Source organism: Micromonospora sp. WMMD1274 (genome assembly GCF_049179035.1).
GTDB classification, from domain to species: domain Bacteria; phylum Actinomycetota; class Actinomycetes; order Mycobacteriales; family Micromonosporaceae; genus Micromonospora; species Micromonospora tulbaghiae.
In genome coordinates this window covers 6,839,764-6,862,747 of sequence record NZ_JBMHMG010000001.1, presented here as the reverse complement: position 1 = coordinate 6,862,747, position 22,984 = coordinate 6,839,764, and the positions used below count along the sequence as shown (strand labels likewise).

At 74.6% G+C, this 22,984-nt stretch carries 26 protein-coding genes; 16 read left to right on the top strand and 10 right to left on the bottom strand.

The genetic code is table 11. The annotated features are described in order from the left end of the window. The first annotated feature begins 66 nt into the window (after positions 1-66). Positions 67-456, top strand: coding sequence for a hypothetical protein (locus tag ACN27D_RS32465; protein WP_350817319.1), 390 nt, complete (start codon positions 67-69; stop codon positions 454-456). Positions 457-552: 96 nt separating this feature from the next. Here ACN27D_RS32465 and ACN27D_RS32460 read toward each other — a convergent pair whose 3' ends face one another. Beyond that, on the bottom strand, positions 553-1,260 hold the full coding sequence (locus tag ACN27D_RS32460) for a B3/4 domain-containing protein (protein ID WP_421500823.1): 708 nt from the start codon (positions 1,258-1,260) through the stop codon (positions 553-555). 31 nt (positions 1,261-1,291) lie between these two features. Continuing rightward, positions 1,292-1,900, bottom strand: coding sequence for a LysE family translocator (locus tag ACN27D_RS32455; protein WP_421500822.1), 609 nt, complete (start codon positions 1,898-1,900; stop codon positions 1,292-1,294). A gap of 29 nt (positions 1,901-1,929) precedes the next feature. Between ACN27D_RS32455 and ACN27D_RS32450 the strand changes: the two genes are divergently transcribed. Continuing rightward, positions 1,930-3,408, top strand: a complete 1,479-nt coding sequence (locus ACN27D_RS32450) for a PLP-dependent aminotransferase family protein (protein WP_421500821.1) — start codon at positions 1,930-1,932, stop codon at positions 3,406-3,408. 51 nt (positions 3,409-3,459) lie between these two features. Here ACN27D_RS32450 and ACN27D_RS32445 read toward each other — a convergent pair whose 3' ends face one another. After that, positions 3,460-4,464 carry a helix-turn-helix transcriptional regulator gene (locus ACN27D_RS32445; RefSeq protein ID WP_421500820.1) on the bottom strand — a complete coding sequence of 335 codons (1,005 nt, stop codon included), beginning with the start codon at positions 4,462-4,464 and terminating at the stop codon, positions 3,460-3,462. Positions 4,465-4,508: 44 nt separating this feature from the next. Here ACN27D_RS32445 and ACN27D_RS32440 point away from each other — a divergent pair, with 44 nt between their 5' ends. Beyond that, positions 4,509-4,985 (top strand): hypothetical protein, encoded by a 477-nt coding sequence (locus ACN27D_RS32440; protein WP_421500819.1) that lies wholly within the window; start codon positions 4,509-4,511, stop codon positions 4,983-4,985. Beyond that, the gene (locus tag ACN27D_RS32435; RefSeq protein ID WP_421500818.1) at positions 4,985-5,440 is read left to right on the top strand and encodes a hypothetical protein; all 456 of its coding nucleotides are present in this window, start codon (positions 4,985-4,987) and stop codon (positions 5,438-5,440) included. The genes ACN27D_RS32440 and ACN27D_RS32435 overlap by 1 nt, the downstream gene beginning before the upstream one ends. On the opposite strand, the gene ACN27D_RS32430 is transcribed toward ACN27D_RS32435, so the two are convergent. Next, positions 5,415-6,107, bottom strand: coding sequence for a TetR/AcrR family transcriptional regulator (locus tag ACN27D_RS32430; RefSeq protein ID WP_120569819.1), 693 nt, complete (start codon positions 6,105-6,107; stop codon positions 5,415-5,417). The two genes, ACN27D_RS32435 and ACN27D_RS32430, sit on opposite strands and share 26 nt — an antisense overlap. A 115-nt stretch (positions 6,108-6,222) precedes the next feature. On the opposite strand from ACN27D_RS32430, the gene ACN27D_RS32425 reads away from it, so the two are divergent. The 5 genes from ACN27D_RS32425 to ACN27D_RS32405 all read left to right on the top strand — a co-directional run bounded on the left by ACN27D_RS32425 (position 6,223) and on the right by ACN27D_RS32405 (position 11,525). Then, positions 6,223-7,728, top strand: a complete 1,506-nt coding sequence (locus tag ACN27D_RS32425; protein ID WP_421500817.1) for a flavin-containing monooxygenase — start codon at positions 6,223-6,225, stop codon at positions 7,726-7,728. Beyond that, complete coding sequence (locus ACN27D_RS32420) at positions 7,721-8,689, top strand: SDR family NAD(P)-dependent oxidoreductase (protein ID WP_421500816.1); 969 nt, start codon at positions 7,721-7,723, stop codon at positions 8,687-8,689. The genes ACN27D_RS32425 and ACN27D_RS32420 overlap by 8 nt, the downstream gene beginning before the upstream one ends. Beyond that, on the top strand, positions 8,686-9,525 hold the full coding sequence (locus ACN27D_RS32415; RefSeq protein WP_421500815.1) for an alpha/beta fold hydrolase: 840 nt from the start codon (positions 8,686-8,688) through the stop codon (positions 9,523-9,525). Before ACN27D_RS32420 ends, ACN27D_RS32415 begins: the two co-directional genes overlap by 4 nt. Before the next feature lie 69 nt (positions 9,526-9,594). Further along, entirely contained in the window at positions 9,595-10,245 is a 651-nt protein-coding gene (locus ACN27D_RS32410; RefSeq protein WP_120569823.1) for a GntR family transcriptional regulator, read from the top strand. Continuing rightward, on the top strand, positions 10,242-11,525 hold the full coding sequence (locus tag ACN27D_RS32405; RefSeq protein WP_358177469.1) for an MFS transporter: 1,284 nt from the start codon (positions 10,242-10,244) through the stop codon (positions 11,523-11,525). The genes ACN27D_RS32410 and ACN27D_RS32405 overlap by 4 nt, the downstream gene beginning before the upstream one ends. Before the next feature lie 57 nt (positions 11,526-11,582). On the opposite strand, the gene ACN27D_RS32400 is transcribed toward ACN27D_RS32405, so the two are convergent. Continuing rightward, entirely contained in the window at positions 11,583-11,996 is a 414-nt protein-coding gene (locus ACN27D_RS32400; protein ID WP_121686242.1) for a hypothetical protein, read from the bottom strand. Positions 11,997-12,135: 139 nt separating this feature from the next. Between ACN27D_RS32400 and ACN27D_RS32395 the strand changes: the two genes are divergently transcribed. The 5 genes from ACN27D_RS32395 to ACN27D_RS32375 all read left to right on the top strand — a co-directional run bounded on the left by ACN27D_RS32395 (position 12,136) and on the right by ACN27D_RS32375 (position 16,964). After that, complete coding sequence (locus tag ACN27D_RS32395; RefSeq protein WP_421500814.1) at positions 12,136-13,224, top strand: S-(hydroxymethyl)mycothiol dehydrogenase; 1,089 nt, start codon at positions 12,136-12,138, stop codon at positions 13,222-13,224. Continuing rightward, positions 13,221-13,850, top strand: a complete 630-nt coding sequence (locus ACN27D_RS32390; RefSeq protein WP_120569826.1) for an MBL fold metallo-hydrolase — start codon at positions 13,221-13,223, stop codon at positions 13,848-13,850. The genes ACN27D_RS32395 and ACN27D_RS32390 overlap by 4 nt, the downstream gene beginning before the upstream one ends. A 114-nt stretch (positions 13,851-13,964) precedes the next feature. Beyond that, on the top strand, positions 13,965-15,065 hold the full coding sequence (locus ACN27D_RS32385) for a DUF3626 domain-containing protein (RefSeq protein WP_421500813.1): 1,101 nt from the start codon (positions 13,965-13,967) through the stop codon (positions 15,063-15,065). Between the two features lie 211 nt (positions 15,066-15,276). Next, positions 15,277-16,002, top strand: coding sequence for a hypothetical protein (locus ACN27D_RS32380; RefSeq protein WP_120569828.1), 726 nt, complete (start codon positions 15,277-15,279; stop codon positions 16,000-16,002). Positions 16,003-16,412: 410 nt separating this feature from the next. Next, complete coding sequence (locus ACN27D_RS32375; RefSeq protein ID WP_121686419.1) at positions 16,413-16,964, top strand: hypothetical protein; 552 nt, start codon at positions 16,413-16,415, stop codon at positions 16,962-16,964. Between the two features lie 51 nt (positions 16,965-17,015). Here ACN27D_RS32375 and ACN27D_RS32370 read toward each other — a convergent pair whose 3' ends face one another. Then, positions 17,016-17,933, bottom strand: a complete 918-nt coding sequence (locus tag ACN27D_RS32370; protein WP_421500812.1) for an alpha/beta hydrolase family protein — start codon at positions 17,931-17,933, stop codon at positions 17,016-17,018. Next, a complete protein-coding gene (locus ACN27D_RS32365) occupies positions 17,930-18,271 on the bottom strand; it encodes a hypothetical protein (RefSeq protein WP_121686421.1) in 342 nt (113 codons plus the stop codon). The genes ACN27D_RS32370 and ACN27D_RS32365 overlap by 4 nt, the downstream gene beginning before the upstream one ends. A 71-nt stretch (positions 18,272-18,342) precedes the next feature. On the opposite strand from ACN27D_RS32365, the gene ACN27D_RS32360 reads away from it, so the two are divergent. After that, a complete protein-coding gene (locus tag ACN27D_RS32360) occupies positions 18,343-18,900 on the top strand; it encodes a helix-turn-helix domain-containing protein (RefSeq protein ID WP_421500811.1) in 558 nt (185 codons plus the stop codon). On the opposite strand, the gene ACN27D_RS32355 is transcribed toward ACN27D_RS32360, so the two are convergent. Further along, complete coding sequence (locus ACN27D_RS32355; RefSeq protein WP_358177460.1) at positions 18,873-20,327, bottom strand: MFS transporter; 1,455 nt, start codon at positions 20,325-20,327, stop codon at positions 18,873-18,875. The two genes, ACN27D_RS32360 and ACN27D_RS32355, sit on opposite strands and share 28 nt — an antisense overlap. Positions 20,328-20,399: 72 nt before the next feature. Then, the gene (locus ACN27D_RS32350) at positions 20,400-20,636 is read right to left on the bottom strand and encodes a hypothetical protein (RefSeq protein ID WP_120569832.1); all 237 of its coding nucleotides are present in this window, start codon (positions 20,634-20,636) and stop codon (positions 20,400-20,402) included. 143 nt (positions 20,637-20,779) lie between these two features. On the opposite strand from ACN27D_RS32350, the gene ACN27D_RS32345 reads away from it, so the two are divergent. Next, on the top strand, positions 20,780-21,907 hold the full coding sequence (locus ACN27D_RS32345) for a geranylgeranyl reductase family protein (RefSeq protein ID WP_421501227.1): 1,128 nt from the start codon (positions 20,780-20,782) through the stop codon (positions 21,905-21,907). On the opposite strand, the gene ACN27D_RS32340 is transcribed toward ACN27D_RS32345, so the two are convergent. Continuing rightward, on the bottom strand, positions 21,894-22,928 hold the full coding sequence (locus ACN27D_RS32340; protein WP_421500810.1) for an NAD(P)-dependent alcohol dehydrogenase: 1,035 nt from the start codon (positions 22,926-22,928) through the stop codon (positions 21,894-21,896). The genes ACN27D_RS32345 and ACN27D_RS32340 overlap by 14 nt on opposite strands. Positions 22,929-22,984 lie beyond the last annotated feature (56 nt).

Sequence of the window (22,984 nt, the reverse complement as noted above, 5' to 3'; positions counted from 1 at the left end):
CTCAACCGGCCGGACGACCCCGGCTCGCCCGGCGGTGTCGTCGGACCCGCTCGCTATGGTACGGGCGTGATCGCCGATGACTCCGATGCCGTGACATTCCGCTTCCTGCGCATGATGCGTGCCGAGATAGGTGCCGAACGGGTGGGGGAGGATTCGCTCGGCCGCACCGTCGACCTGGCCCGGCGCTGGTGGGGCACCGGCGACGCCGCCGACGCGCGACTCGCCGACGCCCTGCGGGAGCTGCACGGCGAGCCGGTCGACCTGGCCGATCCGCACGACGTGGCGGGTGCCGCGAGCGCTCTGACCGCCGACGCCGGCCTGCTCACCGAGCCGGACCCGCGCGGCGCGGCGATCGCCCGGTTCGCCGCCAACGCCCGCCGGCTGCGCACCGGCGAGATCACCCCGGCCGAGTTCGACGAGCTGATGGCGCGCGACCGCACCGACCCCGACGCCTGACCACGAGGCGGTCGGCTACCAGCGCCGTCGCCGTGCGCCCGAAACCTGCGCGTCGGCGACCACGCCGCGCGACCGGCAGCCATCACGCCGGCGGGGTCAGCCCGTCCGGACCGGCACGGCGAACTCCGGCGCCGCCGCGGTGAGCAGCGCCGTCCGCGACGGCACGCGCCACAGTTCGTCCAGCGCCGCCGCCAGTTCGTCCATCATCCGGTGTACGGCCGGCGCCGCGCCCTCGTGCATCGCCTCGATCACCACGAGCACGTCGGTGGTGTCGTCTCGTACCGCCGACGCGCCGCTCTGCCGGTGGCACCAGCGCCGGGCGTGCGCGTGTCCACCCTGGTCGGCGAAGATCACCTCGCCGGGCGCGGGGTGTTCGCTCTCCCCGCCGAGCCCCAGGTAGTGCTCCGTGCCGTCGGCCGGTCGCACGGTCAGGTCGCCGTCGATCCGGGCCAGGTCGAGCACGGCGACCGGCACCGCGTACCGGGTGGACAGCGCGTTGCCGAGGTCCACGAGCGGATGCAGCCGGGGCAGGTCCCCGTCCCGCCGCAACCGGCGCAGCAGCGACTCGGCCGCGCAGCGGTAGCGGGTCGGCGGGCAGCCCATCCGGGTGAACGCGCGACGCCACGCCTGGATCTCCGGGAAGCCACCCTCCGGCCCGGCGGCGAGCCGGTCCCGGGCGGTGCCCAGATACCTGGCCGGCCGCGGCGTCACGTCGACGTCGGGCGTGACGCCCGTGGCGTGCAGGACGCCGCAGGTCAGTTCGGGGAAGGCCGACCAGATCTCGGGGGAGTGGCGGAAACGCACGGGAAGTCTCCTTCTGAGCGGTGAGGGCGGGTCAGGCGGTGAACGCGAGGCCGAGGCCCAGGACGAGGAAGCTGCCGGCGAAGGCGTGCCGCAGCAGCCCGGTCAGCCGGGGCCGGGACAGCACGCGGCGGCGCAACGCGCCGGCCAGGAGCGCGTACCCGGCGAACACCAGCAGCGTGACGGCCATGAACACCAGGCCGCAGGCGAGCATGCGCGCTGTGGCGGCGGGTGCGTCCGGGGGCACGAACTGCGGCAGGAACGCCACGAAGAACACCGTCACCTTCGGGTTCAGCAGGTTCAGCAGCACCCCGTCCCGGAACACGGCCGCCGCCGGACGCGGAGGCCGGTCACCGTCGAGGGCGAACGTGCCCCGGTCGCGCAGCGCCGACCAGGCCATCCAGAGCAGGTACGCCACACCCAGCCAGGTCACCACGCGGAACGCCGGGGTGGCGGCACGCAGCAGGGCGGCCAGGCCGGTCACCGCGGCGATCACGTGCGGGACGAGGCTGAGCGTGCCGCCGGCGGCAGCGGCCAGGCCGGCCCGGCGTCCGCCGGTCACGGCGGTGGCGAGCGTGTGCATCACCCCGGTGCCCGGAGTGATCGCGACGACGAGCGAGGTCAGCAGGAAGGCGACTGTCATGCGGTCCAGCCTGTGACCATAATGGTCCGATGGACAGGGCCAAAGTCGTCGTTCCCGAGGAGTCCAAAGCGGCCGGTGCGGACTTCCTCCAGCTCGACGTCGGCGAGGCGCCACCCGGTGGCCGCGCGGACTGGCTGGCCGCCCGGCTGCGGTCCGCGATCGCCGACGGCCGGGCGCCGGTGGGCACCCGCCTGCCGGCCAGCCGGGTGCTCGCCGCCGAGCTGGGCGTCTCCCGTGGCGTGGTGACCGAGGCGTACCAGCGGCTGGCCGAGGACGGGCAGGTGGCGGGACGCGGCCGGGCCGGAACGGTGGTGGTCGCCACGCCGGCCGCCGTGGTCACCCGGCCACCCGAGCCGAGGCGAGCACCGGACGTGTTCGCCACCCGGCCCGGCTTCGACGCCTTCGACGAGTTGCGCGCCGTACCCGCGCAGGTGGACCTGACTCCCGGCGTACCCGATCTGGCGGCCTTTCCCCGCGCGGCTTGGCTGCGGGCCGAGCGGGCCGTGCTGCACCGGATGACGCCCGCCGCGCTCGGCTACGGCGACCCGACCGGCACGCCCGCGCTGCGACTGGCGGTCGCGAACTGGCTGGCCCGCAACCGGGGCGTCCGCGCGGACCCGGCCGAGGTGGTGATCGTGGCCGGGGTGTCCCAGGCGCTCGGCCTGCTCGCGCGGGTGCTGCACGACCGGGGTACGCACACCGTGGCGGTGGAGGATCCCGGCTCCCTCGGCGTGCGGCAGCACCTGGTCTACTCCGGGCTGGCGACACCGCCGGTGCCGGTGGACGACCGGGGACTGTGCGTCGGCGAGCTGGAGCGCTGCGGCGCGCCGGCCGTGCTGCTCACCCCGGCGCACCAGTTCCCGACCGGTGTGGTGCTCGACGGCGACCGGCGTCGGCGGCTGCTGCGGTGGGCATGCGACGGCGGCCTGGTGGTGGAGGACGACTACGACGCCGAGCACCGCTACGACCGTCCGCCGGTGCCGGCGCTGCGGGCCATGGCGCCGGATCGGGTCTGCTACGTGGGCAGCATCTCCAAGCTGCTCGCGCCGGCGCTGCGGATCGGCTGGATGCTGGTGCCGCCCGCGCTGCACGCCGACGTGGTGGCCGCGAAGCGGGCGGCCGACCTCGGCAACGCGGCGTTGCCGCAGCTCGTGCTGGCCGAGCTGATGGAGTCCGGCGCGCTGGAACGGCACCTGCGGCTGCTGCGCCACCGGCACGTACGCCGCCGGGACGCGATGATCCGGGCGGTCCGCGCGTACCTGCCCGGGGCGGTGGTGCACGGTGCGGCGGCCGGGCTGCACCTGATGGTCACGCTCCCCGGCGACGTCGACGACCGGGCGTTGGCGGCGGCGGCGCTGCGCCGGGGCGTCAAGGCCCATCCGCTGTCCTGGCACGGCCAGCGCCCGCAGCCATCCGGCCTGGTCCTCGGGTATGCGGCCACCCCACCGTCCGAGATCGACCGAGCCCTCGCGACGGTGGCCGACGCACACCGCGCCCTGCCCGGCTGATCAAGGAGTTCGTGTCCGAGTCGATCTCCGGCAAGGACACAAACTCCTTGATCAACCGGGGAGAGGCGGGGTGGGCAGGGGCGGGAGCGGGGGGTAGAGGGCGGCCAGGGCGGCGGCGGTCTCGGCCAGGCGGGCGCGCAGCGGGGCGGGGGAGAGGACCTCCACCTCGGCGCCGAGCCGGAGCAGGTCGCCGTGGGCGTGGGTGAGCGACTCGATCGGGATGACCGCGTGCACCCAGCCGCCGGCGTCGGGCGGGCCGGCGCTCGCCTCGGCGGCGGCCACCACCACGTCGCTGCCGACCTCGCGCAGCCGGGCGAACCCGCGCGGCGACAGCCGGATGCGCGCCTCGTCGCGGTGCAGACCGGCCCGGAACTCCACCACGTGCGCGCGCCACCAGGCCGGCAGGTCGAACTCCGGCCGCTCGAACGGCTCGTCCAACGGGGTCAGGTCGAGGATCTGGTTGACCCGGTAGGTGGCCGGGTCGGCGCGGTCCGGCCGGGCGGCGACCAGATACCAGCGTCCGCCCTTGAGCACCAGCCCGTACGGTTCGAGGACCCGGGTCGTCTCGCCCCGCCAGCCCCGGTAGCGCACCCGGACCCGGTGCTGCCGCCACACCGCCTCGGCGGCCTCGGCCAGGTGCGGCGACGGGTCGCCGTCGGAGTACCAGCCCGGCGTGTCCAGGTGGAACCGCTGCTCCAGCCGGGCCGCCCGGTCGGCCAGCGGCGCGGGCAGCGCGGCCCGCAGCTTGAGCTGCACGGCGGCGACGACCGACTGGTAGCCCAGCTCGGCGGCCGGTCCGGGGAGCCCGGCGAAGAGCAGCCGGTCGGCCTCCTCCGCGGTCAGCCCGGTCAGCCGGGTCCGCCAGCCCTCCACGAGCCGGTAGCCGCCGTCGTGTCCGGCCTCGCCGTACAGCGGAATGCCGGCGGCGTGCAGCGCCTCCACGTCCCGGTAGACGGTGCGCGCCGACACCTGGAGGCGGTCGGCCAGGTCGGCGGCGGTGAGCCGGCCGTGCGCCTGGAGCAGCAGCAGGATGGACAGGAGTCGACTGGCCCGCACTCCACTGACACTAGCTGTCAGGGAAGCGGTCCTAGCGTGCTCGCATGGCTTTTCACGACAAGGAGCTGACCGTGCCGGGGACCGTCGAGGCCGGCGGCCGGCACGTCAAGCGCTACCACATGGACCAGCCGGACCGCCGCCTCGAACCGCGGGTGGTCGACGCCGCGTACGCGTACCTTCCGAGGCTGCTGCCCGGCCCGGACGGCGCCACCCCGCCGGCGAGCTGGGTGGTGCTGCACCGGGGCGCGGACACCGGGGCGTACCTGCTGGCGTACAGCTGGTTCTTCGACAACGTGGTCGAGTGCCGCATCGCGATCGCCGGGCAGCCCGCGCTGGACTGCCCGGACGACGACCCGGCGCACTTCGTCGACCTGACCCGGCCCGGCGTCGGATGCGTCTGGGAACTGGGCGTGCTGGAACACGAGCGCGCCGCCTGGATCCGGCACGTGCTCGCGCCGGACCGGCCGGACCTGGCCGGCTACCTGGCCGACACCCGGGCCGAAGGGCCGGTGGGGTTCTGATGGGCGACTTCGACTTCCTCGTCGGCACCTGGGACGTGACCAACCGGCGTCTGCGGCAGCGCCACGTCGGCGGCGACGACTGGGACGAGTTCGCCGGTGTCAGCGAGGCGCGCTCGTTCTTCGACGGCGCGGGCAGCTTCGACGAGATGCGCTGCCCGAGCCGGGGTTTCGCCGGCTCCTCGGTGCGCGTCCTGAACCCGGGGACCGGGCTGTGGTCGATCTACTGGATGCACAGCGCGCGGGGCGTGCTGGAGCAGCCGCCGGTGGTGGGCCGGTTCACCGACGGCGTCGGTGCGTTCCACGCCGACGACACCGACGAGGGGCGGCCGGTGCGCTGCCGGTTCCTCTGGTCGGCGATCACCCCGGTCTCCTGCCGGTGGGAACAGGCGTTCTCCACCGACGGCGAGCGCACCTGGGAGACCAACTGGGTCATGCAGTTCCGCCGGACGGCGTGAGCGGCGGCGTGACCGGCGGCGTGGTGGTCCGGTAGATCGCGGTCAGCCACACGTCGAGCAGCACGTCGACCACGTCCCGCTCGGCCACCGCCGGGCCGTCCCCGGCGAACGTGGCGTACCAGACGCGTTCGTTCATCGAGTTCAGCGCGATGGCGAGGTCCCGGGCGGGCAGCCCGTCCGGGGCCGCGCCGCGGGCGCGTTCGGCCTCGATCGCGGCCTGCACCGCGCGGACCCAGCGTTCCAGCACCTCGGCCCAGAGCCGCCGCACCTCGGCGTTGGTGCCGCGCACCTGGGCGCAGGCCAGCACCACGTCGCGGTGCCCGCCGAACGTGGCGTGGAACCGGGCGATCAGCTCCCGCCAGTGGGCGCGCGGATCCTCGGCGAGCCGCTCGAACACGCCCCCGGCGGCGGCGTCGGCCTCCTCGGTGACGCGGTCGAGCAGCGTGAGCAGCACCGCGTTCTTGGACGGGAAGTAGAAGTAGAACGTGGGCCGGGAGATCCCGGCGCCGCGGGCCAGGTCGTCGATGGAGATGTCGGCAAACGGGCGCTGGGTCAGCAACCGCTCGGCCGTGGCCAGGATCGCGGTCTCCCGCTCGTCGCCGGTGGACCGGCCGGCCCGCCGCCCGCGCGTCGGCGCGGCGCCGGTCGGCGTACGGGCGGTCGTCATGTCGGCTGATGCTACACCCGCTCGACACAGTGTCGATTCGACTCGACACGGTGTTGACTGCGGTCGACGGCGATGGATAGTGTCCGGTCCACCGCCGGTGCGAACGGGAGAAGCGATGGCCGCAGACCACGTCGACGTCCTCATCGTCGGGGCCGGCCTGTCCGGCATCGGCGCCGCCGTCCACCTCGGACGCGAATGCCCCGGCAAGACCTACGCGGTGCTGGAGGCCCGGGGCGCCATCGGCGGCACCTGGGACCTGTTCCGCTACCCGGGCATCCGCTCCGACTCCGACATGTACACCCTCGGCTACTCGTTCAAGCCGTGGACCGATCCGAAGGCGATCGCCGACGGCGACTCCATCCGGGCGTACGTGCGCCAGACCGCCCGCGAGTACGACGTGGAGCGGCACATCCGCTTCCACCACCGGGCCGTACGCGCCGAGTGGGACAGCGCCACCGCGCGCTGGACCGTGCACGCCCACCGCGACGACACCGGCGAGGACGTCACCCTCACCTGCGGGTTCCTGTTCACCAACTCCGGCTACTACCGCTACGACGAGGGCTACACGCCGCGGTTCCCCGGCGTCGAGAGGTACGCCGGCACGCTCGTGCACCCGCAGCACTGGCCCGAGCACCTGGACTACACCGGCAAGCGGGTCGTGGTGATCGGCAGCGGCGCCACAGCCGTCACCCTGGTCCCGGCCATGGCCGAGCGAGCCGCCCACGTCACCATGCTCCAGCGCTCACCCACGTACGTCATCGCGCTGCCCTCGCGCGACCCGTTCGCCGACGCCGCGCGGCGCTGGCTGCCCCCGAAGGCCGCGTACGCGGTGGCCCGGTGGAAGAACGTCACGCTCGGCGTGGCCAACTTCCAGCTCAGCCGCCGCGCCCCCGGCGTGGTGAAGCGGTTCCTGCGCCGCGCCGCGAAGGGCCGGCTCCCGTCCGGGTACGACGTCGACAGGCACTTCTCGCCCCGCTACAACCCCTGGGACCAGCGGCTCTGCGTGGTGCCGGACGGCGACCTGTTCGCCGCGCTGAGCGCCGGCCGCGCGTCGGTGGTCACCGACACCATCGACACGTTCACCGAGCGGGGTATCCGGCTCGCCTCCGGCGAGGAGCTGCCCGCCGACGTCGTGGTCACCGCCACCGGCCTCAACCTGCTCGCGCTCGGCGGCATGACCCTGAGTGTCGACGGCGCCGAGGTCGACCTCGCCTCGACTGTGGCCTACAAGGGCATGATGCTCTCCGGCGTGCCGAACTTCGCCATGACCATCGGCTACACGAACGCCTCCTGGACGCTCAAGGCCGACCTCGTCGCCACGTACGTCTGCCGGCTGCTGCGCCACCTCGACGACACCGGCCGGCAGATCGTCACGCCGCTCGCCCCGGACACCGACGACCTGGTGCCGATCATCGACCTCCAGTCCGGGTACGTGCTGCGCGCCGTCGACCAGCTCCCCAAGCAGGGACCGCAGGCGCCGTGGCGGCTGCACCAGAACTATCCCCGCGACGTACGCCTGATGCGGCACGGCCCGCTCACCGACGGCGTCCGGTTCACCCGCGCCGGCGCGCCCGCCACCGCCCCGGCCGCCACGACCAGCTCCGGAGGAACCGATGCGTGACCTCGTCTTCCCCGGCGGCACGGCGGTGCTCACCGGCGCCGCGAGCGGCATCGGCGCGGCGCTGGCCCACGGGCTGGCCCGGCGCGGCGCCGACCTGGTGCTGCTCGACCGGGACGCCGACGGCCTGGCCGCCACCGTCGCCGCGATCCGGGCCGCGTACCCGGACCGGCGGGTCCAGACCCACGTGGTGGACCTGGCCGACGCCGACGCCACCGACCGGGTCGCCGCCGAGATCCACCGCGCGCACCCCCGGATCCGGCTGCTGATCAACAACGCCGGCGTGGCGCTGGGCGGGCGCTTCGACCAGGTCACCCTGGAGGAGTTCCTCTGGGTCATCGAGATCAACTTCCGGGCGGTGGTCCGCCTGACCCACGCGCTGCTGCCCGCGCTCAAGGCCGAGCCCGGCGCCCACCTGGTGAACGTGTCCAGCCTGTTCGGGCTGATCGCGCCCGCCGGGCAGGCCGCGTACTCGGCGAGCAAGTTCGCCGTGCGCGGCTTCACCGAGGCGCTGCGCCACGAACTCGTCGACGACGGCATCGGCGTCACCTCGGTGCACCCGGGCGGCATCCGCACCCGGATCGCCGCCAGCGCCCGCGTCGGCAGCGGCGTGGCCCTCGACGAGTACGAGGCCGGGCGCAAGCAGTTCGAGAAGCTGCTCACCATCGACCCGGCGACCGCCGCCGAGGTGATCCTGCGCGGCGTGCAGCGACGCCGCGGCCGGGTGCTGATCGGCTGGTCGGCGAAACTGCCCGACCTGCTCGCCCGCGTCGCCCCGGCCGGTTACGGCAGGGTGCTGGCCCTGGGCATGCGCCAGCCCCCGGCCCGGCCCGGCGCCGCGCCCACAGCTCCGCCCGCCGTCCCGCCCGCCGAGGCACCCACCGTCGCGACCGACGCCACAGTGCCGGTTCCGTCTCCGCGGTCCGGCGAGGAGGCCGCGGCGGAACCCGGACGCCAGGCGTGACGCTCGCCCTGCCCCCGGCCGACGAGCGCACCGTCGACGGACGGCGTACCCGCTGCCGGATCAGCGGCGACGGGCCGCCCGTGGTGCTGCTGCACGGCATCGGCCGTACCCTCGACGACTTCACCGCCCTGCACACCGCGCTGGCCCGCGACCACCTGGTGCTCGCGGTGGACCTGCCCGGGCACGGTGGCTCCGCGCCGCTGGACGGGCCGCACACGCTTCCGGCCCTGGCCGCCGCGGTGGCCCGCTTCCTGGACGCGGCCGGGGTGACCGGCCCGGCGCACCTGGTCGGCAACTCCCTCGGCGGGGCGGTGGCCATGCGCCTGGCCGCCGACGCGCCGCGGCGCGTCGCCAGCCTGGCGCTGCTCAACAGCGCCGGCTTCGGCCGCGAGGTGACAGTGGCGCTGCGGCTGCTGGCGGTACGCCCGCTGGCCCGGCTGCTGCTGCGCCCGCACCCGAGGATCGCCCGGCGCACCGAGCGGGCGATCTTCCACGACCCGGCGTACGTCACCGACGAGCGGATCGCCACCGCGCTGGCCGCGGCCGGTCAGCCGCACGCCGCCCGGGTGATGCTGGAGCTGGTCCGCGACCTGGGCACCTGGCGCGGCGTACGCCCGCAGTGGCGCGCCGACCTGCTCGACGCGGTTGCCGCGCTCGACCTGCCCACGCTGCTCGTCTGGGGCGAGCGCGACCTGGTCCTGCCCGCCGCGCATCTGGCGTACGCCCGCACGCGGCTGCCGAACGCGCGCAGCCACCTGTTCCGCGACACCGGGCACATGCCGCAGATCGAGCGGACCGCCGAGGTGGAGGCGCTGCTGCGCAAGCTGTGGGCCTGACCGTGGCCTTCGCCACTGTCCCGGCCCGCGCCGGACCGTCCGGACGGCCCGGGGAGCAAGCTTAGATACATGACGCATCCCAGCCGGGTCGCGCCGTCCGCCGCCGAGCGGGCGTACCGGCACCTCAAGCAGGCCATCCTGGAACAGGTCTACCCGGGCGGCCAGCTCGTCAGCGAGGGCGAGATCGCCGAGGCGACGGGCGTGTCCCGCACCCCGGTCCGGGAGGCGCTGCTGCGGCTGGAGACCGAAGGCCTGGTCAGGCTCTACCCGAAGCGCGGCGCGCTGATCCGGCCGGTGTCGGCCCGGGAGATCGCCGACGTCATCGAGGCCCGCCGCCTGGTCGAGCTGCACGCCGCCGACCGGGTCTGGCCGCGCCGCGCCGAGCTGCGCGCCGACCTGGCCCGCCGGCTGGACGAGATGCGCCGCGCGCACGCCGCCGGTGACCTCACCGCCTTGATGGCCGCCGACCGCTCGTTCCACGCCGCCGTGGTCGAGGCGGCCGGCAACGAGATCCTGGCCGAGCTGTACCACCGGCTGCGCGACCGGCAGCTGCGCATGGGCGAGGCGAGCTTCCGGCTCTCGCCCGGCTGGGCCGAGGTCGCCCTCACCGAGCACGCCGGGCAGCTCGCCGCGCTCGACGGCGACGACCCGCAGGCGTGGCACGACGCGGTCGCCGCGCACATCGACACCGCCGCGCGGATGCTCGGAACGCTGCGGTGAGCGCGGCTCGCCGGCCCGCCGCCCTGGTGTACGCGGTGGCGCTGACCGCGTACCTGACCGCCGTGTTCCACCGCAGCTCGCTCGGCGTCACCGGGGTCGACGCGGCGGACCGCTTCCACATCAACGCCGCCGCGCTCGCCACGTTCTCCGTCGCCCAGCTCGCCGTCTACGCCGTCATGCAGGTCCCGGTCGGGGTGCTGCTGGACCGCTACGGCTCGCGCCGGCTGCTGCTGGCCGGTGGCGCGCTGATGGTGGCCGGGCAGGTCATGTTCGCCGTCGCCGGGGACGTGCCGCTCGCGGTCGCCGCCCGGGTGCTCGTCGGCCTCGGTGACGCGATGACGTTCATCAGCGTGCTGCGCATCGTCGCGTTCTGGTTCCCCGGCCGGCGCAATCCGCTGCTGGTGCAGCTCACCGGCACCGTCGGCCAGCTCGGCGCGGTGCTCGGCGCCGTACCCCTGGTGCTGCTGCTGCACCGCGCGGGCTGGACGCCGGCGTTCCTGACCGCCGCGGCGCTCGGCGCGACAGTGGTGCTGCTGGTGCTCGTCGCGGTTCGTGACACCCCGCACGCCGAGCATGCCACCACGCTCGCGCCCGACCTGGCCACCGTGCGCCGCCGGCTCGCCGAGGCGTGGGCCCAGCCGGGCACCCGGCTGGGCCTGTGGACGCACTTCGTCACCCAGTTCTCCGGCTCCGTGTTCGCGTTGCTGTGGGGCTACCCGTTCCTGGTGCAGGGACAGGGCTTCTCGCCCACCGCGGCGGCCGGGCTGCTCACCGTGATGACGATGGTGACGCTCGTGTGCGGGCCGGTGCTCGCGCACCTGTGCGCCCGCTACCCGTTCCACCGCTCGGTGCTGGTCTTCGCGATCACCGCCGCCACCGCCGGGATGTGGGCGGTGGTGCTCGCCTGGCCCGGCCGGGCTCCGCACGCGCTGCTGGTGGCGCTCGTGGTGGTGCTCGCGGTGAACGGTCCCGGGTCGATGATCGGGTTCGACTACGCCCGCTCGTTCAACCCGGTGCACCGCATCGGCAGCGCCACCGGCATCGTCAACGTCGGCGGTTTCGCCGCCTCGATCGTGCTGATCCTGGCCGTCGGCGTGGTGCTCGACCTGGCCACCCCCGCCGGGCACGACGCGCCGCCGCTGTCCGCGTTCCGGTGGGCGTTCGCCGTCCAGTTCCTGCTCTGGGCGCTCGGCGCGGCGCAGGTGCTGCGCTACCGCAACGCCGCGCGCCGCCGGCTCGCCGACGAGCGGGCCGCCGCGACGGTCGCGGCACCCGCCTGAGTACGCGGGCGGCCCGGCGATGTGCGGGCGGCCCGGCGCGGCTTCGGCTCGGGCGGATCAGCGCCCGTGCCGGACCAGCGAGTCGAGCACCAGGGTCAGCCCCGCACCGACCAGCCACACGTCCTTGGCCAGGCCGATGCCCGCCTGGCTCGGCCGCAGGCTGGTGCCCTCGCGCATGCCCGGCGTCTTCAGGTAGAGCTGCACCAGGCCCGCGCCGAACGCGGTGAGCGCGGCCCCGGCCAGCAGCGACGGGACGAACGGGGCGAGCAGCGCCGCGCCGAGCGCGACCTCGCCGCGCGACAGCAGCACGGCGAACCGGTCCGGCGGAATCTGCCGCAGCTGCGGCATCGCGCCGGCCGCCATGCCGTGCATGCCCGCGGCGGCCTCACCCTCCAGGCCCCGCTTGCCCAGCCCCGAGTTCAGGATGTACGCGCCGATGGCGACCCGCAGCGGCGCATGCGACAGCCTCATGATCACTCCCGTCCCACCTGGTAGAACCGGCACACCGGGTACCCGGTCATGACCAGGACAATCCGCCGGGCTTCATTGGTTCGCGGGTCATGATCAGCGGTAGGTTCTGGGTGCAGACGCACGTAACGAAGGAGGCACCGTGAGCCAGGAAGTCCGGGGAGTCGTGTCGCGGCGCAAGGGCGCGCCCGTGGAGGTCACCACCATCGTGGTGCCGGACCCGGGGCCGGGCGAGGCGGTGGTCCGCATCCAGTCGTGCGGCGTCTGCCACACCGACCTGCACTACCGCGAGGGCGGCATCAACGACGACTACCCGTTCCTGCTCGGCCACGAGGCCGCCGGCATCGTGGAGCAGGTCGGCGACGGCGTCACCGACGTGGCGCCCGGCGACTTCGTGGTGCTCAACTGGCGCGCGGTCTGCGGGCAGTGCCGGGCCTGCCGGCGCGGCCGCCCCTGGTACTGCTTCGCCACCCACAACGCGACGCAGAAGATGACGCTCACCGACGGCACCGAGCTGACCCCGGCGCTCGGCATCGGCGCGTTCGCCGAGAAGACGCTCGTGCACGCCGGACAGTGCACGAAGGTGGACCCGTCGGCCCGGCCGGCGGCGGTCGGCCTGCTGGGCTGTGGCGTGATGGCCGGTCTCGGCGCGGCCATGAACACCGGCAACGTGACCCGGGGCGACTCGGTCGCGGTGATCGGCTGCGGCGGCGTCGGCGACGCGGCGGTGGCCGGCGCGGCCCTGGCTGGCGCGACCACGATCATCGCGGTGGACACCGACTCCCGCAAGCTCGACTGGGCGCGCAAGTTCGGCGCCACCCACACCGTCAACGCCTCCGAGGACGACGCGGTGGAGGCCATCCGCGCGGCCACCGGCGGCTTCGGCGCCGACGTGGTGATCGACGCGGTCGGGCGTCCGGAGACGTGGAAGCAGGCGTTCTACGCGCGTGACCTGGCCGGCACCGTCGTGCTGGTCGGCGTGCCGACCCCGGAGATGACCGTCGACCTGCCGCTCGCCGACGTCTTCGGCCGCGGCGGCGCGCTCAAGTCCAGCTGGTACGGCGACTGCCTGCCCAGCCGCGACTTCCCGATGCTGACCGAGCTGTACCGGCAGGGCCGGCTGGACCTGGACGCGTTCGTCACCGAGGAGATCGCCCTCGACCAGGTCGAGGAGGCGTTCGCCCGGATGCACCACGGCGACGTGCTGCGCTCGGTGGTGGTCTTCCCGTGACCGCCCGCGTCGACCACGCCGTCACCTCCGGCACGTTCTCGCTCGACGGCCAGACGTTCGACGTGGACAACAACGTCTGGGTGATCGGTGACGACGCCGAGTGCGTCGTCCTCGACGCGCCGCACGACGTGGCGGCCGTCCGCGAGGTGATCGGTGACCGGCGGGTGCTGGCGATCATCGCCACCCACGCCCACGACGACCACGTCCGGGTCGCGCCCGAACTGGCCCGGGCCACCGGCGCGCCGGTGTTGCTGCACCCGGCCGACCGGGTGCTGTGGGACATGGTGCACCCGGACACGCCGCCGGACGGCGAGCTGACCGACGGGCAGACGTTCACCGTCGGCGGGACCACGCTGCGGGTGCTGCACACGCCCGGTCACAGCCCCGGCGCGTGCAGCCTCTACGCCCCCGACCTGGGCGCGGTCTTCACCGGCGACACGCTGTTCGCCGGTGGACCGGGCGCGACCGGGCGGTCGTACAGCGACTTCGGCACCATCGTCGAGTCGATCCGTACCCGGCTGCTCACGCTGCCGCCGGAGACGGTGGTGCACACCGGGCACGGCGACGACACCACCATCGGGGCCGAGGCGCCGCACCTGGACGAGTGGATCGCCCGGGGTCACTGAGGACGACACACCCGCGCGGGCCCGGCCGGAGCAGTCCGGTCCGGGCCCGCTCGCGCGTCGGGGCCGGGCCTGTCGCCGGCGCGGAAACCGCGTGGCCGCGCGACGTCCGGTCCGGTGATACTCGGGCCCGTGCCCGTCGCCGTCCTCACCGACGCCCAGTCCGCCGCGCTGCGCCACGTCCGCGACGTCGCGCTGCGCGACCGCCCGGCGGCGCTCGCCGTCATCGCCCGCCACCTCGCGGCCTCCGGCACGACCTACCGGTACGAGGAGGTCGTCGCCGCGATCACCGGGAACGGGCGGCTGACGCTCAACTTCCACCCCGACCGGGTGCTGCGCGACGGCCGCACAGTGGTCGAGGCGCTGGACGAGGAGGGCGTCTACCGCAGCCAGTTCGAGACCGGCGTCTCCAACGGCGGCCTGACCGCGTACCCGGGCGGCGACCGGGACGTCTGGGAGCAGGCGATGTTCGGCGGCGCGTACCAGCGTCCCGGCGTGCTCCCCGCGGAGCGCCCGAAGTACGGCGGCCTGAACCTGCTCGACCACGCCGACGGCGCGTGCCCCCGGTTCGGGTCCTGCCACCTGCGGCTGCGCCCGGAGGCGCTGGCCCGGGCCACGTTCAGCTTCGGTGACAGCCACGTCGAGCCCACCGAGTTCGGCACCGTCGACGTCTTCGAGCCGGTGTTCGCGGCGCTGCTGACCGCCACCGCCGGGACCGGCGTGGCCCTGGGCGTGGCCGGCACGGACACCGGGACGCTGCTGCGGACGCTGCTGCGGCGGCGGGAACGGGAGTCCGGGCGGGTCGGCCGGGCGCTGGACGACTACATCGAGGCGCAGGTGCACGGCGAGGTCAGCCTCGCCCGCGACGTGGAGGCGCTCGTGGTCGACCCGTCGTTTCGCGGCACCGACGTGGGACGGCGCCTGGAGGGGATCGCCGGGCGGCACGGCCTGGCGCTGCGCTTCCATCCCGGCTTCGTACTGCCGGTCGACGGCGTGGACGCCGAGTTCCGCGGCCCCGACATCCCGCCGCTCGCCGCGCGCGTGCACGCCGAGTTCGCCCGCCCGGGGGAGCCGCTGCACGCGGCGCTCGTCGGCCGCGCCGCCGCCTCGGTGGTACGCGAGCCGCAGCGCTGGGCCGACCGGGGACCGGCCGAGGTGACGCTCCAGCACCTCAAGCAGCTCTGGCACGTGCTGGTCCGGTTCGGCGTTCCGGCCTGATCGTCCCGGTCTGCGGTGGCCGCGGCCCCGCTGCCCGGAATTCCGGGTGACCTGGACCGCAGCCTCGGTCCTGCCCGGCATTTCCGGAATGACCGACAGGGCGGCCTCGTTGTGTCCCCCGTACCGCCGGAACCCAAACACCTACCCGGCGGTAGTCCCTCGAGGGGCGCTCACCCCGGAGCGCGTCGTAACGATCGAAAGGGCAACCATCGTGAAGCAGCACTTCACTCGATGGCTCCCCGCCATCGCGAAGACCGCCGTCGCGAAGACCGCCGCCGTCTCCCGTAACCGCCGTGCCGCGCTGAGCGTGGCGGGGGTGGCCGTACTGGGCGGACTGGCCGTCGGCCCCGTCGCCGTGGCCGCGCCGGTCACCAGCGGGCCGCATGCCGGTGCCAAGGCCGCCATCGACCTGGCCACCGGCAAGAAGACCTCCACCGAGTCCGTGAAGCCCGGCCAGACCACCGGCCTGGACAAGGTGCCGACCAGGGCCGACCGGCCGGCCAAGGAGAAGCTCGTGCCGCACGGCGTCGAGGGCGCGCAGTCGCGCATCCCGCTCGACGACGCGCAGCTCGACAACGCCAAGGCAATCGTCGAGGCGGCCAAGGAGACCGGCGTGGGGGAGCGGGGCGCCGTGATCGGCGTCGCGACCTCGCTCCAGGAGTCGAAGCTGTACAACCTGGGTCACCTCGGCGCGTACAACGACCACGACTCGGAGGGCCTGTTCCAGCAGCGCCCGTCGTCCGGTTGGGGCACGTCCGAGCAGATCACCGACCCGGAGTACTCCAGCAAGGCGTTCTTCAACGCGCTGAAGAACGTCGGCGGCTGGCACGAGCTGCCGCTGACCACGGCCGCGCAGACGGTCCAGGTGTCCGCCTACCCGTACGCGTACGCGCAGTGGGAGGAGCAGGCGGCGGACATCGTCCAGCAGGTCTGGTAAACCACACCCGTGACGAACGGCCGGCCCCTCCGGGGCCGGCCGTTCTCGCGTGGTAGCCGATCCCGTCGATCTTGGAGCTGTGGCACCTCGCAGACCTCGTGAACCCGGACATCCTGGGCGCCACGACTCCAAGATCGACGGGGGAGGACGGCGGCTGGGCGCGATGTCCGGTTGCGGTGTGGTGGGCGGCACCCCGGCGGCGGAATCGGGGGCGTGCGGGTGGCGTTGTAACCCGGTGCGCGACCGGAGCGGCGCCGCCGAGCGCCCCCGGCGGGAACAACCCCGGGCCGCCGGTCGTTGCAGATGCACCCGGCACGCCCCGCGCTGCCGGACCCCCGAGATTCCCTTGAGCGCCTGACGGTGCCCACGCATCCACCCCCGGATGCGTCGACCCCCGAACGGAGCCCATCATGAACACGATCCTGCGCAAGAGCATCCTCGGTATCGCCGGTCTCGCCTTCACCGGTGGCGTGTTCGCCGGTCCGGTCGCCGCCCACGCGGCGGAGACCACCACGCCGGCCGCCGTCGCGGTCCAGGGCGTGAGCCCGCAGGGCGCGCAGTCGCACGTGGACCTGAACGACGAGCAGCTCGCCAACGCCAAGGCCATCATCGCGGCCACCAAGAAGGCGGGCCTGCCGGAGCGCGCCGCGGTCATCTCGATCGCCACCGCGCTGCAGGAGTCGAAGCTGGAGAACCTGGGTCACCTGGGTGACCGCAACGACCACGACTCGCTGGGCCTGTTCCAGCAGCGGCCGTCCAGCGGCTGGGGCACGCCGGAGCAGATCACCGACCCCGAGTACTCGACGCTGGCGTTCCTCAAGGGCCTCAAGCAGGTCGACGGCTGGCAGGACATGCCGCTGACCGAGGCCGCGCAGACCGTGCAGGTCAGCGCCTACCCCGACGCGTACGCGCAGTGGGAGAAGCAGGCCGCCGAGATCGTCGCCGAGCACTGGAACAAGTAAGACCTGACGAGAGGCCGGCATCCGGCTGGGGTGCCGGCCTTTCGCGTGCCCTCAGCCGCTGTGCGCGGCGAGCCACGACAGCACCGGCTCGACCACCGACGGGTCCAGCGGCTGCTTCGCCTCGTCCCGGTACGCCCGCAGCGACGGCGGCCCGGGCTGGCGGCGCAGCACGTGGGTGACGTCCGGCAGGACCCGGGTCTGCACCGGTCCGCCCGCGTGCGCCGCGATGACCGGCAGGTCGGCCGGGTCGGTCTGGAGGTCCTTGTCGCCGGTGAGCGCGAGGATCGGCGCGTCGACGCGGGCCAGGTCCGGCCGGGGGTCGTAGCGCAGGAACTCCCGGAACCAGCGGGCGTTGAGCCGCTGCCCGCCGATCCACGCCACGTCCTTGTCGGTGGCGAGGATCTTCTCGTGGTTGCGGGCCACCTTCGCCACCAGGTCGGTGCGGGTGAGCCGGAGCACGAGGCGTACCGGCGCGGGCAGGGTGGGCAGCAGCCGCGCGGCCTGCCGGCGCAGCACCTCGGCGCCGGTGCGCCCGGGCGCGGAGAGCAGGACCAGGCCGGCCACCGGTACGCCGCGCGCGGCGAGCGCGACAGCGGTGAGCGCGCCCTCGCTGTGCCCGACCAGGAACAGCCGCCCGCCGTCCACGGCCGGGTCGGCACGCAGCGCCGCGAGCACGGCGGCCGCGTCGTCGACGTTGTCGTGGAAGCCGGTACGCAGGAACTCGCCGCTGCTCTCGCCGACGCCCCGCCGGTCGTACCGGGCGACAGCGAACCCGGCGCCGGCCAGCGCGACGGCCAGGTGCCGCTGGATGCCCAGGGGCAGGCGGCGGTGGTCGCCGTCGCGGTCGATCGGCCCGGAGCCGGGCAGCAGCAGCGCCACCGGATGCGGCCCGGCGCCGTCGGGCAGCGTGAGTGTGCCGGACAACCGCTGCCCGCCCGTGTCGACGGCGAGCGCGCGGTCGACGGTCACCGCAGCACCGCCGCGGCCAGGGCCGGGGCGTCGTCGGTGCCGATGAGCAGGGAGTCGTACGCCTGGCCGGTGAGGGTGATGCGGACGGCCGGCTGGCCGCCGCGGACGCTGACGAACTCCTTGCCGGCCCTGCCGCGCCAGGTGCCGACGTTGCGCGTGCGGGGCACGCCGAGTCCGGGCGCCCGGATGCCGCGGGTGGCGCGGGCGCCGTCCGGTACGACGACGGCGCCGCTGACGGCGGAGCGGGGGAACGACAGGTCGCCGCGCAGGGCCCAGATCTTCTCGGCGGTGGTGAGACGGACGTCGATGCGGTCGGCGGTGATGTCGATGGTGGCCATCGGCGAACTCCTCAGTTCTGTTATCGTCAGTGAGAACATTACCGGAGGCGATAATAAAAAGGGGAGCCCCTGTGGCACTCGACACCGTGGAGCTGCTGCTGCACCCGATCCGGCTGCGCATCGTCCAGGCGTTCCTGGGCGGCCGCACGCTCACCACCACCGACCTGCGCGCAGCGCTGAGCGACGTGCCACCGGCCACGCTCTACCGGCAGGTCGCCACGCTCGCCGACCACGGCGTGCTGCACACGGTGGGGGAGCGGCGGGCCCGCGGCGCCGTCGAGCGCAGCTACCGGCTCCACGAGGCCGCCGCGTCGGTGGACCCGGACGAGGCCCGGGCCATGAGCCCGCAGCGGCACCGCCAGGCGTTCCTCACCTTCGTCGCGGGCCTGCTCGCCGACTTCGACGGCTACCTCGACCGCGGTGACACCGACCTGGCCCGCGATGTGGCCGGCTACCGGCAGAACGCGTTCCACGCCACCGACGCCGAGACCGCCGAGTTCGTCACCCGGTTCCGCGACCTGTTCGCCGAGTACGCGGCGCTCGGCCCCGGCCCCGGCCGCACCCGCCGGCTGCTCACCACCGTCCTGCTGCCCGCCGCCGATCAGGAGCGGCCCGCGGAGCGCCGGTGACCGAGCACGATGTCCGCCACGGCGGCGCCGAGCGCCAGCACGATGATCCCGGCGGCGAGCAGCAGTGAGTGGCGGAACGCCGTACTCCAGTCGCCGCGGTCGGCGGCGAGCGTCGAGAAGAACAGCGCGCCCACCGCGGCGATGCCGGCAGCCGACCCGATGCGCTGCCCGGTCTGGAGCATCCCGGCGCCGCTGCCGGCCATCGGCACCGGCACCTCGGACAGCGTGAGCGTCTGGTTCGGCGCGATCACCAGGCCGCTGCCCAGCCCGGCGACGAGCAACGGCAGCGCGGTCCGCAACGGCACGTTCTCGTGCGGCCCACCGGCCAGCACCAGGTCGGTCGCGACCAGGCCGGCCACCACCGCCAGCAGCCCGATCGCGACGAGCGGACGGCCGTACCGGGTGACCACCCGGCCGCCCAGCGCGGAGGCGAGCGCCGAACCGAGCGCGAACGGGGTGATCGCGAGGCCGGCCACGAGCGCGCTGTAGCCGAGCCCCATCTGGAGATAGAGCGTGAAGATGAAGAAGATCGCGGTGAACCCGGCGAAGTAGATCAGGCCGATCAGCGCGCCGAGCGTGTACGAGCGGACCGTGAACAACCGCAGGTCGAACAACGGCTGGGCGCGCCGGGCGTACCGGTGCTCCCAGAGCGCGAACCCGGCGAGCAGCAGCAGGCCGACGGGGATCAGCAGCCACTTGCCCGGGCCCCGCCACTGCTCCCGCTGCACCAGCGGCAGCAGGATCACCGTCACCCCGGCGCCGAGCAGCAGCACGCCGAGCGGGTCGAGCCGGCCCCGCCCGGCGGGGTTTGTCGGCCGGGCCGGCATCAGCCGCCAGCCGAGCAGCATCGCCACGATCCCGACCGGGATGTTGACGAAGAACACCCACCGCCACCCGTGCTCGGCGCCGCCCAGTTCGATGAGCAACCCGCCGAGCAGCGGACCCACGGCGGTGGAGATGCCGATCGTCGCGCCCAGCAGCCCGAACGCCCGGCCCCGGTCCGCGCCCCGGAACAACTCCTGGATCATGCCGCTGACCTGAGGATTCACCACACCGGCGGCAGCGCCCTGGACGAGCCGGGCGACGACCAGCCACTCCGGGGAACGGGCCAGCCCGGCCAGCGCGCTGGTGAGCGTGAACAGGCCCACCCCGACCACGAACGCGGTACGCCGCCCGCGCGCGTCGCCGAACCGCCCGGCCGGCACGAGCACCAGGCCGAACGTCAGCGCGTACCCGGACAGCACCCACTGCAGGTCGCTCGGCGTGGCCTGCAACGCCCGGTCGATCGAGGGCACCGCGACGTTGACGATGCTGACGTCCAGCAGCGTCATGAACGCCGCGATCAGGCCGACGCTCAGCGCACGCCAGCGGCGCCGGCCGTCGTACCCGGTGTCCTGCACCGGCGTCGACGACCGGTCCTCGCTCATCGTGCCCCCCCACTGACCGTCGATCACCCGATTCCGATCGCTACCCGGTGCCCGGTGGGGCAAACGACCCGATCACGCCGTCTGGCGCGCGCACCACCGGGGTCCGAAGTCCAGGCCGGACATCGGGGAGTCCTCGCGGTGCAGCAGCCCCCGCTCGGTGAGCGAGTGCAGCGGCTCGCGCAGCTCCTCCTCGGTCATCCCGGTCTCCTGGGCGATCAGGTCCGGGTAGGGGACGTGCCCCTGCACCTCCAGCGCGGAAACCGCCTGGTAGACCCGTTCCTCGACCGCAGACAGCTGGACCTGAGGCATCGCTTCCCTCCTCGGCGTGGACCGCCCGACCCGCGGACGGCCGTCGACCGGCGGTTACCCGGACGGGCCGCGATGATGCTCACCCGTTCGACTGTCGTACCGGGCGGCGCGGCACGGCGGTGCCCTAGGCTGCACCCGTGATCATGGATCTCGTCGTGGTCGGCGGCGGGCCCGCCGGACTCTCCGCCGCGCACGCCGCGGCCCGGGCCGGCGTCCGCACGCTCGTGGTGGAACGGGCCACCCACCCCCGGTACAAGACGTGCGGCGGCGGCCTGATCGGCACCTCGCTCGCCGAGGTCGGCGACCGCGTCGAGGTGCCCGCCCACGACCGGGTCGACCGGGTCACGTTCACCCGGGACGGGCGACGCGCGTTCACCCGCCGGCACCCGGCGCCGCTGGTCGCCATGATCCGCCGGGAGGAGTTCGACGACCGGCTGCGCGCCGCCGCCGTCGCCGCCGGGGCGCAGGTCCGCGAGGGCGTCGCGGTCCGCGCGATCGAGCAGGACCCCGACGAGGTACGCCTGCGCCTGGCCGGCGGTGAGACGGTACGCGCCCGTACCGTCATCGGCGCGGACGGCTCGTCCGGCGTGACGGCGCGGCACGTCGGGGTGCGCTTCCGCCAGGTCGACCTCGGACTGGAACTGGAACTGCCGGTGGACGCCGCCGAGCGGGACCGCTGGCGCGGCCGGGTGCTGCTCGACTGGGGGCCGCTGCCCGGCTCCTACGCGTGGGTCTTCCCCAAGGGCGACCGGCTGACAGTCGGTGTCATAGCCGCCCGGGGCGACGGCGACCGCACCCGCGCCTACCTGCGCGACTTCACCGACCGGCTCGGCCTGTCCGGGGTGACCCCGGAGCACGACTCCGGCCACCTGACCCGATGCCGCACCGGGGACTCCCCGCTGCGGCACGGCCGGGTGCTGGTCGCCGGGGACGCCGCCGGGCTGCTGGAACCGTGGAGCCGCGAGGGGATCAGCTACGCGCTGCGCTCCGGCCGGCTGGCCGGGGAGGCGGTGGCCGCCGGTGACCTCGACGCGTACGCCCGGGAGGTCGACCGGCGGCTGACGCCGGAGATGCGTGCCGGGCACCGGCTGCTGGAGGTGTTCGAGCGGCGGCCCGACGTGTTCCACGCGATGCTGGCCAGCCCGCCCGGCTGGCGGATGTTCGTCCGGTTCTGCCAGGGCCGGGCGAGCTTCGCCGAGGTGCTCGACCGGCGGCCGGTGCGGGCCGGGCTGGCGCTGCTCGACCGGCTGCCCCCGCTCAGGGGACGATGACCGCCCGCCCCCGCACCTCGCCCCGGCGCAGCGCCTCGTACGCCTGCGGCGCCTCGGCGAGGGGGAACGTGTGCACGTCGGCGTGCAGCCGGCCGTCGCGGGCCAGCGCGATCACCTCGTGCAGTTCGGCCCGGGTGCCCCAGAACGGCACCACCACCCCGGTCTCCAGCGGCACCGGGGGCGGCTCGTCGGCGACCGGCCGCACCGGCAGCGTGCCGCCGGCCAGGCCCACCAGCAGGATCTGACCGCCGGTGGCGACCACCTGCCGGGCGGTGTCCAGCGTGGGCTGCGCGCCGACGAAGTCGAGCACCACGTCCGCGCCGTCCGGCGCCGGCCCGACCAGCTCGCGGATCTTGTCCACCGCGTCCGGTCCGGCCTGCACCGTGTGGTGGGCGCCGAGGCGGTCGGCCAGGTCCAGCGCGGCGGTGTTCGTGTCCACCGCGATGATCCGTACCGCTGTGGTGGCGAGCAGGATCTGCAACCCCATGTGCCCCAGCCCGCCGATGCCGATCACCACGCAGGAGGTGCCGGGCCGCAGCCGGGGCCGCGCCAGGTCCACCGCGTGGTACGGGGTCAGCCCGGCGTCGGTCAGCGGCGCCGCCTGGGTCAGGTCCATGTCGCCCACCGGCAGCAGCCGGGACGCGGGCACCACCACGTACTCGGCCAGCCCGCCGTCGCGGCTGAGCCCGATGCCGCCGACCGGGATGACCCGGCAGCGGTTCTCCTCGCCGCGCAGGCAGGCCCGGCACCGGCCGCAGCCGATGATGCCGTAGACCGCGGCCCGGTCGCCCGGCGACCAGCCGTCCACCCCGGCGCCGACCGTGTCGACGGTGCCGGCGATCTCGTGCCCGAGCGTCATCGGGATCGGGAACACGCCCGCCGGCGCGTCGAGGATGTGCAGGTCGGAGTGACAGGCACCGACCGCGCCGACGCGCAGCAGCACCTCACCGGGGCCGGCCTGCGGCGTGGGCACCTCCGTGTGCTCCAGCACACCGGGTGCGGTCATCCGTACTGCGCGCATGTCTCCTCCACCTCGTCGCCGACGGTCGACGCGGCGGCATACCCGTGCCGAGGCGG

Bases quoted from the DNA above. Each gene is read 5' to 3' on its own strand.
- ACN27D_RS32455 (WP_421500822.1), bottom strand. From the start codon at position 1,900: ATGACAGTCGCCTTCCTGCTGACCTCGCTCGTCGTCGCGATCACTCCG.
- ACN27D_RS32450 (WP_421500821.1), top strand. From the start codon at position 1,930: ATGGACAGGGCCAAAGTCGTCGTTCCCGAGGAGTCCAAAGCGGCCGGT.
- ACN27D_RS32440 (WP_421500819.1), top strand. From the start codon at position 4,509: ATGGCTTTTCACGACAAGGAGCTGACCGTGCCGGGGACCGTCGAGGCC.
- ACN27D_RS32435 (WP_421500818.1), top strand. From the start codon at position 4,985: ATGGGCGACTTCGACTTCCTCGTCGGCACCTGGGACGTGACCAACCGG.
- ACN27D_RS32430 (WP_120569819.1), bottom strand. From the start codon at position 6,107: ATGACGACCGCCCGTACGCCGACCGGCGCCGCGCCGACGCGCGGGCGG.
- ACN27D_RS32425 (WP_421500817.1), top strand. From the start codon at position 6,223: ATGGCCGCAGACCACGTCGACGTCCTCATCGTCGGGGCCGGCCTGTCC.
- ACN27D_RS32420 (WP_421500816.1), top strand. From the start codon at position 7,721: ATGCGTGACCTCGTCTTCCCCGGCGGCACGGCGGTGCTCACCGGCGCC.
- ACN27D_RS32410 (WP_120569823.1), top strand. From the start codon at position 9,595: ATGACGCATCCCAGCCGGGTCGCGCCGTCCGCCGCCGAGCGGGCGTAC.
- ACN27D_RS32400 (WP_121686242.1), bottom strand. From the start codon at position 11,996: ATGAGGCTGTCGCATGCGCCGCTGCGGGTCGCCATCGGCGCGTACATC.
- ACN27D_RS32375 (WP_121686419.1), top strand. From the start codon at position 16,413: ATGAACACGATCCTGCGCAAGAGCATCCTCGGTATCGCCGGTCTCGCC.
- ACN27D_RS32365 (WP_121686421.1), bottom strand. From the start codon at position 18,271: ATGGCCACCATCGACATCACCGCCGACCGCATCGACGTCCGTCTCACC.
- ACN27D_RS32355 (WP_358177460.1), bottom strand. From the start codon at position 20,327: ATGAGCGAGGACCGGTCGTCGACGCCGGTGCAGGACACCGGGTACGAC.
- ACN27D_RS32350 (WP_120569832.1), bottom strand. From the start codon at position 20,636: ATGCCTCAGGTCCAGCTGTCTGCGGTCGAGGAACGGGTCTACCAGGCG.
- ACN27D_RS32345 (WP_421501227.1), top strand. From the start codon at position 20,780: ATGGATCTCGTCGTGGTCGGCGGCGGGCCCGCCGGACTCTCCGCCGCG.
- ACN27D_RS32340 (WP_421500810.1), bottom strand. From the start codon at position 22,928: ATGCGCGCAGTACGGATGACCGCACCCGGTGTGCTGGAGCACACGGAG.